The following is a 16448-nucleotide window of genomic DNA, read 5'->3' as shown; positions in this document are numbered from 1 at the left end:
CGACGAACCACCCATCGGCGAGCACGGCAGCACCGATGACGACCGCGTCGAGGCGGGTTCCTTCCTCCACCGCCCAGGAGGTGGGCGGCGCGGCTCCACAGCGCGCTGACATGCGAAAATCAGCACCCGAGGGGCGGGCGCCGGACCTCCGGCGACCGCCCCGACGCGTATCGGCGGGTCAGGCGATGCGGTCGATGACGATCGGGCCCGGCTCGAAGACGCCGTCCGGGTCGATGTCGAAGGCCCCCTCCAGTGCCGCGGCGCCGCGCTCGAAGCGCTCCGCCTCGTCCGCGTGCAGGGTGAACAGCGGCTCCCCCGCCGCGACCCGCTCCCCCGGCTTGGCGTGCAGGGTCACCCCCGCGCCGAAGGACACCGCGTCCTCCTTGCGGGCCCGGCCCGCGCCCAGCCGCCACGCGGCCAGCCCCACCTGGTAGGCGTCCAGCCGGGTGACCGTGCCCGTCGCCGGGGCGAGCACCGTGCGGCGCTCCGCCGCCACCGGCAGCGGTGCGTCCGGGTCACCGCCCTGGGCGCGGATCAGCCGCTTCCAGGACTCCAGGGCGCTGCCGTCCTTGAGCGCCTCCGCCGGGTCCTTGACCCCGTTCTCGCCCGGGGTGAGCCCCGCGGCGGCCAGCATCTCCCGAGCCAGCGCCACGGTCAGCTCCACCACGTCGGCCGGTCCGCCCCCGGACAGCACCTCCACCGACTCCGCGACCTCCAGGGCGTTGCCCACCTGCCGCCCCAGCGGCACGGACATGTCGGTGATCAGCGCCACCGTGCGCACCCCGTGGTCGGTGCCGATGTCCACCATCGTGCGGGCCAGCTCGCGGGCCGAGTCGACGTCCTTCATGAACGCCCCCGAGCCCGCCTTGACGTCCAGGACCAGGGCGCCGGTGCCCTCCGCGAGCTTCTTGCTCATGATGGAGGCCGAGATCAGCGGGATCGACTCCACGGTCCCGGTGACGTCGCGCAGCGCGTACAGCTTGCGGTCGGCCGGGGCCAGCCCCTCGCCGGCCGCGCAGATCACGCCGCCGGTGTCGGCGAGCACGGCGCGCATCTCGTCCGTGCTCAGCGACGCCCGCCAGCCGGGGACGGACTCCAGCTTGTCCAGGGTGCCGCCGGTGTGGCCCAGGCCCCGGCCGGAGAGCTGGGGCACCGCCGCGCCGCAGGCGGCGACGGTGGGGGTGAGCGGCAGGGTGATCTTGTCGCCCACCCCGCCGGTGGAGTGCTTGTCGGTGGTGGGCCGCTCCAGGTCGGAGAAGTCGAGCCGCTCCCCGGAGGCGAGCATCGCCTCGGTCCACCGGGCCACCTCGGCGCGGTTCATGCCGCGCAGGAAGACCGCCATGGCCAGCGCCGACATCTGCTCCTCGGCGACCGCGCCGCGGGTGTAGGCGTCGATCACCCAGTCGATCTGCTCCGGGGTGAGCTCTCCCCCGTCGCGCTTGGCGCGGATGATCTCGATGACGTCCATGTCGTGCGTCCTTTCCGGGAGAAAAACGGGTCTCCCCGGCCGCCGCCGTGCGGGCGGCGACCGGGGAGAGGGATGTCCTGCCCTGTTCGGTTGTCAGGCGAGGTGCTGCGGGCCGAACGCCTGCGGCAGCACCCGGTCCATGGTGAGGACGCCCTCGGGGGTGTCCACCAGCAGCTCCGGCCCGCCGTGCTCGTACAGCAGCTGGCGGCAGCGCCCGCACGGCATGAGGGTCTCGCCCCGGCCGTCCACGCAGGCGAACGCGACCAGTCGGCCGCCCCCGCTCGCGTGCAGCGCGCTGACCAGGCCGCACTCGGCGCACAGCCCCAGCCCGTAGGAGGCGTTCTCCACGTTGCAGCCGCTGACGGTGCGGCCGTCGTCGACCAGTGCCGCCGCGCCCACCGGGTACCGCGAGTACGGCGCGTAGGCGTGGGCCATCGCCTCCCGGGCCCGCGCGCGCAGCGCCTCCCAGTCGACGCCCTCGGGATCGACCGTGCTCATGACCGGCTCGCCCTCCACTGCTTGCCGACCCCCGCGGGCGGCCGCAGCCGCTGGGAGGCCAGGGACAGCACCAGCAGCGTCGCGATGTGCGGGCTGTAGGTGGCCAGCTCGCGCGGCAGCGAGTCGGTGGTGAAGTACCAGACCAGCAGCAGGACGGCCGCGATCGCCCCGGCGATCGCCAGGCCCTTGCGGTCCCGGCGGACCTGCCACAGGGCCGCCGCCAGCAGCACCACGGCCAGCAGGAGCAGCAGGGCGTGGATGGCCGCGCCGCCGCCGCGGATCTGGAGCGCGTCGGTGTACCCGAACAGCCCGGCGCCCATGGCCAGTCCGCCCGGTCGCCAGTTGCCGAAGATCATCGCGGCCAGGCCGATGTAGCCGCGCCCGCCGGTCTGCCCCTCCTGGTAGATCTGCGAGGCGACGATGGCGAGGAACACGCCGCCCATGCCGGCCAGGCCGCCGGAGATGACGACCGCGATGTACTTGAACGTGTACACGGGCACGCCCAGGGACTCGGCGGCGTCGGGGTTCTCGCCCACGGACCGCAGCCGCAGCCCGAACGCGGTCTTCCACAGCACCAGGTAGGTCGCCGGGATCATCAGGATCGCGATGATCGTGAGCGCCGACAGCCGGGTGGTGACCCCGATGACCAGCGACGCCAGGTCGCCGACCACGGGTATCCCGCTGGAGGCGACGGGCCCGAGCGCGTCGGCCACCCCCGGCACGCTCAGCACCGGGAACGACGGCGCGGTGGGCGACTGCGAGGCCCCCGCGCCGGGCACGTCGGCGTAGACCAGGATCGACAGGTAGCGCATCGCGCCGAGCATGAGGATGTTGATCGCCACGCCGGAGACGATGTGGTCGACGGCGAAGGTCACCGTGGCGACGGCGTGCAGCAGGCCGCCCGCCATCCCGGCCAGCACGCCGGCCGCGAGGCCGATCCACGGGCTGCCGGTGGACCAGGCGAAGTAGGCCCCGAACCAGGTCCCGAGGATCATCATGCCTTCGAGGCCGATGTTGATGATGCCCGCGCGCTCGGCCCACAGGCCGCCCAGCGCCGCCAGGGCGATGGGCACCGCGAAGGTGAGGGTGGTGCGGACGGTTCCCGCGTCGGTCAGCATGTCCTGGCCGGTGATGACCCGCAGGCCGGCCAGTGCCACCAGGACGGCGCCGAACAGGCTGAGCAGGCGCCACACCGACCGGCCGCTGAGACGGGCCGGGGGCTTGGCCACCGGCTCCATCACGTTGAGTTCCTGGCTCACTTCGCCTCCCCGCCGCGGCCGGTCCCGGGGGTGTCGTCCCCGGTGCCGTCACCGCTGTCGGACGCCGCGCCGGTCGGCGCGGTCTCCTCGGCGGGCCCGGCGACGGTGGTGCCGAGCTCCTTGCCGATCTGCTGCTGCTGGTAGCGGCGGCCCCAGCGGTGGACGACCTCGTAGACCACGACGACCGTGAGGACGATGGTGGCCTGGGCGATGACGGCGATCTCCTGGGGGATGCCGTCGAAGGGCAGGATGCCCGCCGCCTGGTTGAGGAAGGCCCAGAACAGCGCCGCGAAGGCGATGCCCACCGGGTGGTTGCGGCCCAGCAGCGCGATGGCGATGCCGATGAAGCCGATCCCGGTCGGGAAGTCCAGCGCGTAGTAGTGGGAGCTGCCGAGCAGCTGCGGCATCCCCACCAGGCCGGCGACCATGCCCGAGAAGAGCATGGACAGGAAGACCATCTTCTTGACGTTGACACCGCTGGCCTCGGCGGCGCTCTGCGACTGGCCGGTGGCCCGCAGTTCGAACCCGAAGCGGGTGCGGTTGAGCATCACCGCGTAGCCGACGCCCACGGCGGCGGCCAGCAGCACCAGGCCGAAGATCTCCCGTTCCGAGCCCAGGAACGCCGCCGGGATCCCGGGGATCCAGGAGCCCTCGGGCAGCGGCGGGGTGCCGATGTTGTTGGTGCTGATCTCCACCGCGAGGCGGTCGGTGTTCAGCAGGTAGGCGGTGATGCCGGTGGCGATCGCGTTGAGCATGATCGTCGAGATGACCTCGGACACGCCGCGGGTGACCTTGAGGTACCCGGCGATGCCGGCCCAGGCGCCGCCCACCGCGACGGCGACCAGGATGATGACGATCTGGCTCAGCACCGGCGGCAGCACCAGCCAGCCGCCGACCGCGGCGGCCATCAGGGCGGCCAGCCGGTACTGGCCGTCCACACCGATGTTGAACAGCTTCATCTTGAAGCCGATCGCCACGGCGACGGCGGCCAGGTAGTAGGTGGTGCCGTCGTTGATGATCTGCACCAGGCTGTTGGGCCGGGTGCCGTACTCGACCATCCGCGCGAAGGTGGCCCCCGGGGCGATCCCGCTGAAGAACAGCACCAGCGCGGTGACGGCGATCGCGATGATCCCGGCCGCGAACACCGCGGCGAAGGACAGCGCGAGCATCGCCGACAGGCGGCGGTACAGCAGGAGGGCGGCGGCCGAGCCGGCGAACGCGCCCAGGGCGGCGGCCACCGGCTCGATCAGGGACAGGTCCAGGAACCAGGCCAGCAGCAGGCCGGAGACCACCGACAGCACCAGGGCGGTTGGGACCACCAGGGTGCGGTGCAGGGTGGTGCCCTCCTCCTTGGTCCCGGAGGCGCCGGTCCGCTCGGCTTCGGGCATGCGGCGGTCCACCAGGACCACGGCGGCGAACGCCAGCACGACGCCGATGATCAGCGCCGCCCACCACAGCAGCACTGTATCGAGGGCGACGGTGACGATCGTGCCCAGCAGGGCGATGAGGAGCGCCGGGATCAGGATCCGGGGCGCCCCGGGACGGGTAGCGGTGTCAGTCATGCCCCGCCCCCGTCGCGGTCGGCGGTGTCGTCACCGCTGCCACCTTCTGTGGTCTGGGTCCCGCCGTCGCCGCCGAGCCCGGCGCCGGTCATGGCGGAGCCGAGCTGCTCGGGGGTGACGGAGGTCGGATCGGCCTGGGCGACCAGGCGGCCGCGCAGGATGACGTGCAGGGTGTCGGACATGCCGATCAGCTCGTCGAGGTCGGCGGAGACCAGCAGCACCGCCAGGCCGGCGGCGCGGGCCTCGCGCAGCTGCTCCCAGATGGCCGACTGGGCGCCGACGTCCACACCGCGGGTGGGGTGGGCGGCGACGAGGAAGCGGGGTTCGCCGCTCATCTCGCGGCCGATGATGAACTTCTGCTGGTTGCCGCCGGACAGGGCGTCCGCGATGACGTCGATGTTGGGCGTGCGCACGTCGTACTCCGAGACGATGCGCTCGGCGTCGGCGCGCGCCCCGGCCCGGTCGATCCAGGGGCCGCGCACGCTCGGCCGCTTGGTCTGGTGGCCCAGGATGCGGTTCTCCCACAGGGAGGACTCCAGCAGCACGCCGTGGCGGTGCCGGTCCTCGGGGATGTAGCCGACGCCGGCCTCGCGGATCTTCAGCGTGTGCCAGCCGGTGATGTCCTGCCCGCCCAGCCGGATGCGGCCGGAGGAGACCGGACGCATGCCCATGATGGCCTCGATGAGCTCGGACTGGCCGTTGCCCTCCACGCCGGCGATGCCGACGATCTCGCCCTCGTGGATGTCGATGCCGACGCCGTCGACGACGGCGCGGCCGTCGCCGGAGCGGACGGTGACCCCGTCCAGGGACAGCACGACGCGGTCGGTGACCGTGGACTCGCGCAGCTCGGGGACGGGCAGCTCGCCGCCCACCATGAGCGTGGCCAGCTCCCGGGCGGTGGTGGTGCCCGGGTCGGCGGTGGCCACGGTGGTGCCGCGCCGGATCACGGTGATCTCGTCGGCGACGGACAGCACCTCGTCGAGCTTGTGCGAGATGAAGATGACCGTGAGGCCCTCGCGCTTGAGTTCGCGCAGGTTGTCGAACAGCTCGTCGACCTCCTGCGGGACCAGGACGGCCGTGGGCTCGTCCAGGATGATGGTGCGCGCGCCGCGGTAGAGGACCTTGAGGATCTCCACCCGCTGGCGGTCGCCGACGCCCAGGTCCTCCATCAGGCGGTCCGGGTCCACCCCGAGCCCGTACTGCCCGGAGAGGCGGAGGATCTCGGCGCGGGCCCTGGCGCCGATGCCGTGCAGGCGCTCGGCGCCCAGCACCACGTTCTCCAGCACGGTCAGGTTGTCGGCGAGCATGAAGTGCTGGTGCACCATGCCGATGCCGTTCCTGATGGCGTCCGACGGCGAGGTGAACTTCACCTGGCGGCCGTTGACGTGAATGGTGCCCTCGTCGGGACGGTGCATCCCGTACAGGGTCTTCATCAGCGTGGACTTGCCCGCACCGTTCTCGCCGACGATGGCGTGCACGGTGCCGGGGGCCACGGAGATGTTGATGTCGTGGTTGGCCACGACCCCGGGAAAACGCTTGGTGATCCCGCGCAGCTCAACGGCGGGGGGCGCCTGGCCCCCGTCGCCCGATGGCGTGCTGCTCATCTGTCTCCTTGAGGAATGCGGAGCGGCGCGGGGCCGGTCGCCACCGCCGGACGCCCTCGTCCGCGTAACGACGGCCGGGACGGCGGCCGGTCCGGGGGTCTCCCGGTCCGGCGGCCGTCCCAGGCCGCGAATCACCACGGGTCCTACCCGCGGTACAGCGTGCGCGACCGCGCGTTCACGGCGCGGTCGGAACCTCGATCTCGCCGTCGATGATCTGCTGCTTGATCTCGTCCAGGTCCCCCTGGATCGGGCTGATCAGCTCCTCGTTGGTGGTGGTGTAGTCGACACCGCCGCCGGAGAGGTCGAACCGCTCGATACCGGCGGCGACGTCGCCCTCGGTCGCGGCCTGGATCAGCTCGAACACGGCCACGTCGACCTGCTTGATCGCGGAGGTCAGCACGAACGGCTTCTGCGCGTCCTCGGCGTTCTCGTACTGGTCGCTGTCGACGCCGATGAACAGGAAGTCGTTCGCGACGGCGGCCTCCAGGACGCCGTTGCCCGAGGCGCCGGCGGCGTGGTAGATCACGTCGGCACCGCGGTCGTACTGCGCCTGGGCCAGCTCACGGCCGCGGGCCGGGTCGCTGAAGCCGCTGAAGTCCGGCGGCTGGCTGAGGTAGTCGACCTCGACCGTGATGTCCTCGTCCACGTGCGCGACGCCGGCCTCGTAGCCCGCCTGGAACTTGTGGATCAGCGGGGTCTCGACACCGCCGACGAAGCCCACGTGGTCCTCCTCGGTGCTCAGCGCCGCGGCGGCGCCGGCCAGGAAGGAGGCCTGCTCCTCGGCGAAGACCAGGCTGGTCACGTTGTCGACGTCCTCGATCTCGGAGTCGACGATCGCGAAGTCGACCTCCGGGAACTCCGGGGCGACCTCGCGGACGGCGCCGTCGTAGGCGAACCCGACCGCGATGATGACGTTGTAGCCCTCGTCGGCCATGGTCGACAGGCGCTCCACCTTGGCGGAGTCGGCCTCGCCGTCGGTGGGCTCGAACTCCTGGGCGTCGACGCCCAGTTCGTTCATCGCCTGCTCCAGGCCTCGGTAGGCCGAGTCGTTGAACGAACGGTCGCCGCGACCGCCGACGTCGTAGGCGAGTCCGACGCGGAGTTCGGAGCTCTCCTCCCCGCCGCCGTCGCCACCGTCGCCCGAGCCCTCCTGGGCCGCGTTGTCACACGCGGTGAGGGCGAGCACACCGGCCGCCGCGATGGCGGCGAACCTCAGCGTGTTGCTGCGCTTCACTTGATAACTCCCCTTCGCCCTCTCAGCGACCCGCTTTCAACCGGGGGCCGAGCTGAGTTCTGCGGTCGGACGATATCTGGTGGTGGAAAGTACACCCAACCGGCGCACAGAGTTGTTATGAAGGCGAGAGCTGAATGACACGGGGCCTTACTCGGAAGTTACCAAGAACACACCGCGCCAGGAGCCCCGGGCTTTGCCTCGGAGGCATTTTCCGACCCCCCGCAGGCCCGCGACGAGGCATTACTACTCAAAGACCCCAGACTTGCACAAAGGGTAACAACACCACGTGAAGCCGTGCCGGTCTAGACCGGCCGGGGCCCGGCGGGCGACCCCGCCGGAGCCCCGACCGCGCCCCGGGGCCCGGCTTGGGGAGCGGCGGACCGGACCGGGGCCCGCCTCACCCCTGCGAGGTGAGGAAGTCGACGACGGACTGCTTGAAGACCCGTGAGGAGACCGCGTTCACGTGGTCGCGCCGGGGCACCTCGACGTGGGACCCGCCGACCGCCGCCGCCAGTTCGCCGGCGCCCGCGGCGATCTCGTCCGCGGCACCCGTGACCAGCAGTGTCGGCTGCGTGACGGGGGGCTTCGGGGAGAAGGGCCGGGCGGCCTGGCCGCGGGCGCAGGCGGCCAGCGCCGCCGGGTCGTTGCCGGGCAGCCCGGCGACCGTGCGGAACACGTGGTCGAACGGGGTCGCCCCCTGCCCGGGGGCGGAGAGGTCGGTGCCCTCGAAGGCGTCGGCCGGTCCGAAGCCGCCCAGGACCAGGCGGCGGACCCGCCCGGGCCGGGTGAGCGCCAGCTCCCAGGCGAGCCGGGAGCCCATGGAGTAGCCGACCGCGTCGACCTCGTCCACGCCGAGTTCGTCGAGCAGGGCGATGATGTCGGAGACGAAGTGTTCGGGCAGATAGGAGGCGTCGTCGAGGGGCTTTTCGCTGGCGCCGTGGCCGCGCAGGTCGGGCCCTATCACGCGCAGCCCCTCGGCGCCCAGGAACCGGGGCCAGCCCGCGGCCTCCCAATTCATGCCGAAGTTCGTCCCGAAACCGTGGAGCAGAAGCACCGGGACGGCGTCCGCCGGGGACTGCGGGCGCAAATCCACATAGCGCATTGTCACGTCGCCGACGAGATTCGCAGACATGAATCCTTCAATCCTTATGCGGCCGGGTGCATTAACAGAAGTCGGAACGGGGTCCTTTCAGAGGTTCCGATAAACGGAGGGCGGCGACGGCCGCACCCGTTCATGCATTCCTCCGAAGGGCCCCGTCCGGTCGGCACGGTCAGTCCGCCGGCGGCTTCAGCCGGACACGGCGCGCGGGCCGGGCCTCCTCGGTCGGGACCCTGCCCACGATGCCCGCCTGCGGGGCCCGCCCCTGGACCGCGAAGGTGACCAGCGGGTCGCCCACCGGGACGGCCTGGTCCTCCTCGGCGTGCAGCTCGACGATCCGCCCGGCCTGGGGCGAGGGGATGACCACGGCCGACTTGGTGGTCTCCACCTCCACCAGCGGTGCGTTGCGCTCGACGACGTCGCCGACGGACACCTGCCATTCCAGGACGGTGGCCTCGACGAGGCCCTCCCCGAGGTCGGGGAGGGTGAAGGTGACGTTCTCTTCAGCCATGGCGGGTCTAGTACTCCAGGGTTCTCTGCACCGCGAACAGGATGCGGTCGATCGTCGGCAGGTACTGCGGCTCCAGGGGACCCGCGGGATAGGGGACGTCGAATCCGGTGACGCGCTGGACGGGGGCGGCCAGGTCGCGGAAGCACTGCTCCGTCACCAGGGCCGCCACCTCGGCCCCGAGCCCGGCGGTGAGCGGCGCCTCGTGGACGACGACGGCGCGCCGCGTGCGGGCCACCGAGGCGGCCAGGCCGGCGGCGTCGATGGGCTTGAGCCAGCGCAGGTCCAGGACCTCCAGCTCCACGCCGTCCTCGGCGGCGAGTTCGGCCACCTGGAGGCACCGGTGGACCATGGCGCCCCAGGCGATGAGGGTGGCGTGCCGCCCGGGGCGGACGACGCGGCTGGTGCCGATGGGGTCGGTCGGCTCGGTGAGCCGGACCGGGCGGCGGTCCCAGTAGCGCGCCTTGGGCTCCATGTAGACGACCGGGTCGTCGGAGCGCACGGACTGGAGGAGGAGGCCGTAGGCGTCGGCGGGGTCGGAGGGGGCCGCGACCTTCAGCCCGGGCGTGTGGGCGAAGAGCGCCTCCAGGCTCTCGCCGTGGTGCTCGGGCGCCTGGATGCCGCCGAAGGACGGCAGGCGCAGGGTGATCGGCATGGGGGCCGCGCCGCGGGTGCGATAGTTCATGCGCGCCACCTGGTTGACGATCTGGTCGACGGCCGGGTAGGCGAACCCGTCGAACTGGAGCTCGGGGACCGGGCGCCAGCCGTTCATGGCCAGGCCGACCGCCATGCCCATGATCGCCGATTCGGCCAGCGGGGTGTCGAAGACGCGCTGGTCGCCGAACTCCTTCTGGAGGCCGTCGGTGACCCGGAAGACGCCGCCCAGGGCGCCCACGTCCTCGCCGAAGACCAGGACGTCGGGGTCCTCGGCCAGGAGGACGCGCAGCGCGCGGTTGATGGCCTGCTGCATGGACAGCTCTTCGAGCACGGGGGCGTCGGCGGCGGTGTCGGTGCGGTCGATGAGTTCCGTCACGGCTGGACCTCTTCCTCCCAGATGCGGCGCTGCCGGGTCAGCTCCTGGGTGGTCTCCCGGAAGACGTGCGTGAACAGCTCGGAGCCGTCGGGCTCGGGGGCGGCGGAGACGCCGTCGCGGATCTCCTCGGCCCGCGCGGCGGCAGCGGCGTCGATGGCGTCGGCCTCCTCCGCGGTGGCGTGGCCGGCCCCGAGCATGGCGGCACGCAGCAGCGCGACCGGGTCGCGGTGCGTCCGCCAGTGGTCGGCCTCGGCCTCGTCCCGGTAGCGGCCGGTGTCGTCGGAGGTGGAGTGGGGCTCCACCCGGTAGGTGAGGGCCTCGATGAGGGTGGGCCCCTCACCTCGGCGGGCCCGGGCGACGGCCTCGGTGACGGCGCCGTGGACGGCGGCGGCGTCGTTGCCGTCCACCGTGGCCCCGGCCATGCCGTAGCCGCGGGCGCGGGCGGCGACGGAGCCCCCGGCCACCTGGCGCTCGTTGGGCACCGACAGGGCCCAGCGGTTGTTCTGGCAGAAGAAGACGACGGGGGCGCCGTAGACCCCGGCGAAGTTCATGGCCTCGTGGACGTCGCCCTCGGAGCTGGCGCCGTCGCCGAAGTAGGCCAGGGCGACGCCGTCGCCGCCGCGCATGCGCTCGCCGACCGCCCAGCCCACCGCGTGCGGGACCGGGCCGCCGACCACGGCGTTGATGGCGCCGAAGCGGGACTCCATGACGTCGTAGAGCCCGCCGTGCCACAGCGCCCGGTGGGTGGCCATGTAGGCGACCATCTCGACCCCGTAGGCGAGGGCCGCGGCCATCTCCCGGTAGGTCGGGAAGACGAAGTCGCGGCTCGGGTCCAGCGCCGCCGCGCTGGCGACCTGGGCCGCCTCCTGGCCGCGGACGGACACGTAGGCGGGGAAGACGCCCTGGCGCTGGAGCGCGACGGCCTCGGCGTCCAGGTCGCGGGCGGTCCGCATGTGCGTGTACAGCGCGCGGGTGAGGTCGGGGGGCAGGTGGTCCACGGTGATGGCGCCCTGGCCCGGCGGCTCGTGGGTCGACATGTGCAGCGGCTCCCTACGCGGTCCGCCGCAAGCGCCGGACTCCGGGGTGGTCTGTTAACTGATGAGGCAGATTGTCCGGATTACTCGACACTGGCGCTAGATTATCTCGAAAACTCGATACAAATGAGGACCGAACCCCGACCTCTGTTCGACATCGTCCAACCCGGCGGGTGCATCACCAGGGAAAACGACAGGTCGGCCTATACACCTCGAATCTGCGCCCATCATCACAGAACGATCGCAGTTGGCCACGATGGGTGCCCCGTTCGACAGTGGAGCGCATACGTTCGGATGCACCCCGGCACTCCGACCAGGAAAAGGCGGCCCGGCACGACAGAGACGACCGAAAGCGGCCATCGCATGAGAACGCCGGTCGCCGCCGCGGCACCGCGCGTGACGACTCCCGCTCCCGGGAAACCCCCGGGCCGAGCACCGCGTCAAGCATGGGTACAGTCGGATACCCCCGGCGCCCCCGCCCGCCGAGAACGTGAGAATCAGATTCCGCATGGTGAGACCACCGGCGCGCATCCCCTGGTGACCGCGTGTTCACACAAACGGACTCCGTCTCGACGACTGAGATCCCCATGGAAGCAAACGATGTTTACCTGGTAGTCCGTTAGCCCCGGTCGACGACGATGATGAAGGGGCTTCCACTGGAACGAGAAGACACGAGGAGCACCCACATGGCCATGGGCGAGCAGCGCAGGAACGGTCGGCGACCGGATGCGACCGACCAGACGATCCTCAGTGCACTCGCCAAGGACGCGCGGACCGGGATCACCGAGATCGCCGCGCTGGCCAACGTCTCCCGGGCCACCGCCTACAACCGGATCAAGCGCCTCACCGACGAGGGCGTCATCCGCGGCTACTCCGTGGTCACCGACCACTCGAAGATGGGCCTGGGCGTCACCGCGCTCGTGCTCATCTCCGGGAGCCAGCCGGACTGGCGGGCCAACCGGGAGATCCTCTCCTCCTACCCCGAGATCGAATACTGCTGGTACGTGGTCGGCTCCGCGGACATCGTCCTGCTCGTCCGTGTCGCCAACACCAACCAGCTGCGGGACCTGATCCTGACCCGCCTGCAATCGCTCCCCGGTGTGACGTCCACCCAGACGCTCACCGTCATCGACGAGGTCGTGCACCGGCCCGTCGTGGAGCCCGCGGACACCGACTGAGACGGGACCCCCCTCACCCCCGACTACCCCTCCACCGCCAGGGCGACCGAGGCCATCAGTTCGGCGAGCAGCGCCGTACCGCGCGCGCGGGTGGCCGCGACATCGCCCTCCACGTCCATCACGATCTCCGCGTACGCCTTCAGCTTGGGCTCGGTGCCCGAGGGCCGCAGCGTCACCCGCCCCCCGGCGCCGCCCTCCAACCGGAACCGCAGGGCGTCGGTCGGCGGCAGCCCCGCGTGTCCGGCGGCGAAGTCGTCGATCCCCGCGACCTTCAGGGGGCCGAACGCGGCGGGCGGCTCGGCGCGCAGCCGCCGCATCGCCGCGCCGATGAGCGACAGGTCCGACACCCGCACCGAGAGCTGCTCGCTCAGGTGCAGGCCGTACCTGCGGGCCTGGTCGTCGAGCAGGTCCGGCAGGGTCCGCCCCGCGGCCGCGGCGGCCGCCGCCAGCGCCGCCGCCACCAGGGCCGCGCCGATCCCGTCCTTGTCCGCGACCGGGCGCCCCCCGTCCCCGCCGAGGCAGTAGCCCAGGGCCTCCTCGTAGGAGAAGACCCGCCGCGACCCGGGCGACCCGGCCCGCGCGAGCCACTTGAACCCGGTGAGGGTCTCCTCGTAGTGCACGCCGCGGTCGGCGGCGATCTTGCCGAGCAGGCTGGAGGAGACGATGGAGGTGGCCACCACCCGGTCGTCCCCGGTGGTGTGGTCGAGCACGTACTCGGCGAGCAGGCCGCCCACCTCGTTGCCGGTGAGCGGGCCGTGCCCGGGCAGTGCCAGGGCCAGCCGGTCGGCGTCGGGGTCGTTGGCGATCACCAGGTCGGCGCCGACCCCCTCCGCCGCGGCCAGGGCCAGGTCCAGCGCCCCCGGCTCCTCCGGGTTGGGGAAGGCCACCGTGGGGAAGTCGGGGTCGGGGTCGAACTGGGAGGCCACCGTCTCGGGCGCGGCGAACCCGGCCCACTCCATCGCCTCCACCAGCACCGCCCCGCCGACCCCGTGCATCGCCGTGTAGACCACCGTCAGCTCGCGGGGGCCGGAGGGGACCAGCGCGGTGACCGCCCTCAGGTAGCGGTCCACGGCCTCCCGGCCCAGCAGCGCCCATCCGGTGCCCAGGGGCAGGGCGGACGGCGGGCCGGCCGCGTCGATGGCCGCGGAGATCTCGGCGTCGACCGGGGCGACGATCTGGGATCCCGCGTCGTCGCCGTCCCCGCCCACGTACACCTTGTAGCCGTTGTCCTGGGGCGGGTTGTGGCTGGCGGTGACCATGATCCCGGCGTCGGCGCCCAGGTCCCGGACGGCGAAGGCCAGCACGGGGGTGGGCAGCGGACCCGGCATCAGGGAGACCCGGTGGCCGGCCCCGGTGAGGACGGCGGCGCTGTCCCGGGCGAAGTCGGCCGACCGGTGGCGGGCGTCGTACCCGATGACCACGTGCCCGGCCCCGCCCCGGCCGTGCAGCCAGGCGGCGATGCCGGCGGCGGCGCGCATGACCACGACCCGGTTCATCCGGTTGGGTCCGGCGCCCAGCGCGCCGCGCAGCCCGGCGGTGCCGAACTCCAGCCTCCCGGAGAAGCGGTCCTCCAGGTCGGCCGCGGCCTCCGCTTCTCCGGCCGCGGCCCGCTCCAGCAGGGCGGACAGCTCCTCGCGGGTGGCGGGGTCGGGGTCGGCGTCCCGCCAGGCGCGGGCGCGGGCGACGGTGTCGGGGTCGGTGGTCATGGCGGGTCTCCTCGGGCGTGTTCCGTGGATGCTTGCGTGGGGTCCGGTGCCCGCACCGCTCGGCGGGGGCCGGAGCAACGACCGGTGGGGGCGGGCCGGCAGCGGACGGCGGGCGCGGAGCGCCCGGAGGGGGCGATCGGCGCGGGCGGGTGGACGGGGGTGGCGGGTCGACGGGACGGGGCAGCGGGTCGGTCCGGAGGCGGGCGGCCCGCGCGGGCGGGTCGGCGGGAATCGCGAGGCGGACCACACCAGGACCGCCCGAAGGCGAACCACCGACGCAAGCGGGCCGCCGACGCGGACGGGCCGCAGGCGGACCACGGCCCCGCACGGACCGAACACGGACCGCCGACGCAGGTGGGCCGGAACCGAACCACCGGCCCGCACGGACCGCCCGGAGGCCGACCGGGAACGGGCCGCCGACGCGGACCACCGGCACCGGCGGGCCGCCCGCACAGGTATCCGGGACGGGTCGGCGCGGAGGGCGGTCCCGCGGGTCGGCTCGGGCCGGCCCGCGGAACACGCCCCGCCTTGGGCCTCAGATACGGGCGACGATGTCGGCCAGCAGGCGGCCCACGGTGTCGGCGGCGTCGCGGCCGGCGGCCAGCACCTCCTCGTGGTCGAGGTTGGCGCCCTCCAGCCCGGCGGCGATGTTGGTGACCAGGGACATGCCCAGGACCCGGGCCCCGGCCTCGCGCGCGGCGATGGCCTCCAGCACGGTGGACATGCCGACCAGGTCGGCCCCCATGGCGCGGAGCATCCGGATCTCGGCCGGGGTCTCGAAGTGCGGGCCCGGCATGGCCGCGTAGACGCCCTCGGCCAGGCTCGGGTCCACCTCGCGGGCCACGGCGCGCAGCTCCGCGGAGTAGGCCTCGGTGAGGTCCACGAAGGTCGCCCCGGTGAGCGGCGAGCGGGCGGTCATGTTGAGGTGGTCGGCGATGAGCACCGGCATGCCCACCGAGTAGGTGGCGTTGATGCCGCCCGCGGCGTTGGTGAGGACGACGGTCCGGGCCCCCGCGGCGACGGCGGTGCGCACGTTGTGCACGACGGCGTCGGTTCCGTGGCCCTCGTAGAGGTGGGTGCGGCCCAGGAAGGCCAGGACGTTGCGGTCCCCGCCGACGATGCTCCGCACGGTGCCGCTGTGCCCCTCCACCCCGGGCGCGAGGAAGCCGGGCAGCTCGGAGGCGGGCAGTTCGTGCCGCCCTTCGCCCAGCAGGTCGGCGGCGGGCGCCCAGCCCGAGCCCATGACCAGGGCGATGTCGTAGGCGTCCACCCCGGTGTGCGAGCGCAGGGCGTCGGCGGCCTGCTCGGCGACGGCCTTGGGTCCGGTGGTCACAGCGTGTTCTCCGTTCGTTCGGGCCGCGGGAGCGGCGCGGGGTGCGCCCCGGTGGCCAGGGGGCGCGACATCACGTGTTGCGGGCCCGCGTCACCGTGGATGACGCGTCCGGTCGCGGTGTACCCGGCGGCCTCGTAGACCCGCCGGGCCGCGTGGTTGGCGACGTTGACGCACAGCACGGCCCGGTCGGCGTGCGGCACGGCCTCGGCGATCAACCGGTCCAGCAGCGGCGCGGCGCAGGACGCCCGGCCCAGGCCCCGGCCCTGCCATTGTGGCGTGACGTAGTACGCCCGCAGCAGCACGGCGCGCTGGGGGTCCTCGACCAGGTCGCGGAGGCCGGACCCGTGGTCCAGCACCCCGAACCCGGCCGCGGCCTCCCGCGCCTGGGCCGCGTCGGCGGCGGTGCCGACCACGATGGCGAACGGCACCCGGGCCGGGTCGGCGTCGGCCGCGGGCAGCGAGGCCACCGGCAGTGCGGTGAACCGCGACTGGCCGGGGGCCAGCCGGTGCCGGACCACCGCGGCGCGCAGCAGACCGGCCTCGGCGCCGACCCGGTCCAGCCGCACCAGCCTCGGCACCACCGCGGGGAGGCGCACCGCGCCCGCCGCGCCCTCGACCGCATCGCCCACCGCGGACTCCTCTCCCCTGTCGGGCGGAGGTGCTCCGCCCCACCTCACACTGGCGTTCGAACGGGCACCGGCGCAAGCCGCCGCCCGCCGCCTGTGGAAAACCGGGAGGGGGTCGTGGTCGCCTCAGGTTCCGATGGGGTGCCAGACGGTTTTGGTCTCCAGGAACGGGGTGATCCGCGACAGGCCCGGATCAGGATCAGCCCAAACCTCCTCGCCGCCGTCCGCGTCCGGCCCCGGCCGCACCACCCGGGTCAGGGTCTGGGCCGCGGCCCGCTCGAACGCGACCGCGTCCTCCCCCGCACC

Annotated in this window: 14 protein-coding genes and 1 pseudogene; 1 reads left to right on the top strand and 14 read right to left on the bottom strand. The window is 73.1% G+C overall.

Annotated elements, in window-relative coordinates; genetic code table 11:
* Positions 1-178: 178 nt before the first annotated feature.
* The 10 genes from BUE45_RS29755 to BUE45_RS29710 all read right to left on the bottom strand — a co-directional run bounded on the left by BUE45_RS29755 (position 179) and on the right by BUE45_RS29710 (position 11302).
* Entirely contained in the window at positions 179-1468 is a 1290-nt protein-coding gene (locus BUE45_RS29755) for a thymidine phosphorylase (RefSeq protein ID WP_073384252.1), read from the bottom strand.
* 93 nt (positions 1469-1561) lie between these two features.
* Positions 1562-1984: a cytidine deaminase gene (locus BUE45_RS29750; protein WP_073384251.1), complete on the bottom strand. Its 423-nt coding sequence runs from the start codon at positions 1982-1984 to the stop codon at positions 1562-1564.
* A complete protein-coding gene (locus tag BUE45_RS29745; RefSeq protein WP_073384250.1) occupies positions 1963-3225 on the bottom strand; it encodes an ABC transporter permease in 1263 nt (420 codons plus the stop codon). The genes BUE45_RS29750 and BUE45_RS29745 overlap by 22 nt, the downstream gene beginning before the upstream one ends.
* Positions 3222-4787, bottom strand: coding sequence for an ABC transporter permease (locus BUE45_RS29740; RefSeq protein WP_073384249.1), 1566 nt, complete (start codon positions 4785-4787; stop codon positions 3222-3224). The genes BUE45_RS29745 and BUE45_RS29740 overlap by 4 nt, the downstream gene beginning before the upstream one ends.
* On the bottom strand, positions 4784-6391 hold the full coding sequence (locus BUE45_RS29735; protein WP_073384248.1) for an ABC transporter ATP-binding protein: 1608 nt from the start codon (positions 6389-6391) through the stop codon (positions 4784-4786). Before BUE45_RS29735 ends, BUE45_RS29740 begins: the two co-directional genes overlap by 4 nt.
* A 175-nt stretch (positions 6392-6566) precedes the next feature.
* Positions 6567-7625 carry a BMP family lipoprotein gene (locus BUE45_RS29730; RefSeq protein WP_073384247.1) on the bottom strand — a complete coding sequence of 353 codons (1059 nt, stop codon included), beginning with the start codon at positions 7623-7625 and terminating at the stop codon, positions 6567-6569.
* Between the two features lie 397 nt (positions 7626-8022).
* Positions 8023-8757: an alpha/beta fold hydrolase gene (locus BUE45_RS29725; protein ID WP_073384246.1), complete on the bottom strand. Its 735-nt coding sequence runs from the start codon at positions 8755-8757 to the stop codon at positions 8023-8025.
* A gap of 139 nt (positions 8758-8896) precedes the next feature.
* A complete protein-coding gene (locus tag BUE45_RS29720; protein WP_073384245.1) occupies positions 8897-9235 on the bottom strand; it encodes a biotin/lipoyl-containing protein in 339 nt (112 codons plus the stop codon).
* 7 nt (positions 9236-9242) lie between these two features.
* Positions 9243-10265 carry an alpha-ketoacid dehydrogenase subunit beta gene (locus BUE45_RS29715; RefSeq protein ID WP_073384244.1) on the bottom strand — a complete coding sequence of 341 codons (1023 nt, stop codon included), beginning with the start codon at positions 10263-10265 and terminating at the stop codon, positions 9243-9245.
* Positions 10262-11302, bottom strand: coding sequence for a thiamine pyrophosphate-dependent dehydrogenase E1 component subunit alpha (locus tag BUE45_RS29710; RefSeq protein ID WP_073384243.1), 1041 nt, complete (start codon positions 11300-11302; stop codon positions 10262-10264). Before BUE45_RS29710 ends, BUE45_RS29715 begins: the two co-directional genes overlap by 4 nt.
* A 683-nt stretch (positions 11303-11985) precedes the next feature.
* Here BUE45_RS29710 and BUE45_RS29705 point away from each other — a divergent pair.
* Positions 11986-12477, top strand: a complete 492-nt coding sequence (locus tag BUE45_RS29705; protein WP_073384242.1) for an Lrp/AsnC family transcriptional regulator — start codon at positions 11986-11988, stop codon at positions 12475-12477.
* Positions 12478-12500: 23 nt separating this feature from the next.
* Here the strand turns inward: BUE45_RS29705 and BUE45_RS29700 are convergent, their stop codons facing one another.
* From BUE45_RS29700 to BUE45_RS29685, 4 genes and pseudogenes are all read right to left on the bottom strand, one after another.
* Positions 12501-14183, bottom strand: a complete 1683-nt coding sequence (locus BUE45_RS29700) for a phospho-sugar mutase (RefSeq protein WP_073384241.1) — start codon at positions 14181-14183, stop codon at positions 12501-12503.
* A 535-nt stretch (positions 14184-14718) separates the two neighbouring features.
* On the bottom strand, positions 14719-15516 hold the full coding sequence (locus BUE45_RS29695; protein ID WP_073384240.1) for a purine-nucleoside phosphorylase: 798 nt from the start codon (positions 15514-15516) through the stop codon (positions 14719-14721).
* Entirely contained in the window at positions 15513-16145 is a 633-nt protein-coding gene (locus BUE45_RS29690; RefSeq protein WP_073384239.1) for a GNAT family N-acetyltransferase, read from the bottom strand. Before BUE45_RS29690 ends, BUE45_RS29695 begins: the two co-directional genes overlap by 4 nt.
* A 123-nt stretch (positions 16146-16268) precedes the next feature.
* Positions 16269-16448 (bottom strand): annotated as a pseudogene (locus BUE45_RS29685) (aldehyde dehydrogenase family protein); the annotation flags it as partial.

It is taken from the genome of Nocardiopsis flavescens, from assembly GCF_900141985.1.
GTDB lineage: Bacteria > Actinomycetota > Actinomycetes > Streptosporangiales > Streptosporangiaceae > Nocardiopsis > Nocardiopsis flavescens.
Note: the sequence above shows the minus strand (reverse complement) of the source record. Positions and strands in the feature narration are given on the sequence as shown.

What these genes read in the sequence shown, in the direction of transcription:
- BUE45_RS29755 (WP_073384252.1), bottom strand. Translation starts at nt 1,468, where the DNA reads ATGGACGTCATCGAGATCATCCGCGCCAAGCGCGACGGGGGAGAGCTC.
- BUE45_RS29740 (WP_073384249.1), bottom strand. Translation starts at nt 4,787, where the DNA reads ATGACTGACACCGCTACCCGTCCCGGGGCGCCCCGGATCCTGATCCCG.
- BUE45_RS29735 (WP_073384248.1), bottom strand. Translation starts at nt 6,391, where the DNA reads ATGAGCAGCACGCCATCGGGCGACGGGGGCCAGGCGCCCCCCGCCGTT.
- BUE45_RS29725 (WP_073384246.1), bottom strand. Translation starts at nt 8,757, where the DNA reads ATGTCTGCGAATCTCGTCGGCGACGTGACAATGCGCTATGTGGATTTG.
- BUE45_RS29720 (WP_073384245.1), bottom strand. Translation starts at nt 9,235, where the DNA reads ATGGCTGAAGAGAACGTCACCTTCACCCTCCCCGACCTCGGGGAGGGC.
- BUE45_RS29710 (WP_073384243.1), bottom strand. Translation starts at nt 11,302, where the DNA reads ATGTCGACCCACGAGCCGCCGGGCCAGGGCGCCATCACCGTGGACCAC.
- BUE45_RS29705 (WP_073384242.1), top strand. Translation starts at nt 11,986, where the DNA reads ATGGCCATGGGCGAGCAGCGCAGGAACGGTCGGCGACCGGATGCGACC.
- BUE45_RS29700 (WP_073384241.1), bottom strand. Translation starts at nt 14,183, where the DNA reads ATGACCACCGACCCCGACACCGTCGCCCGCGCCCGCGCCTGGCGGGAC.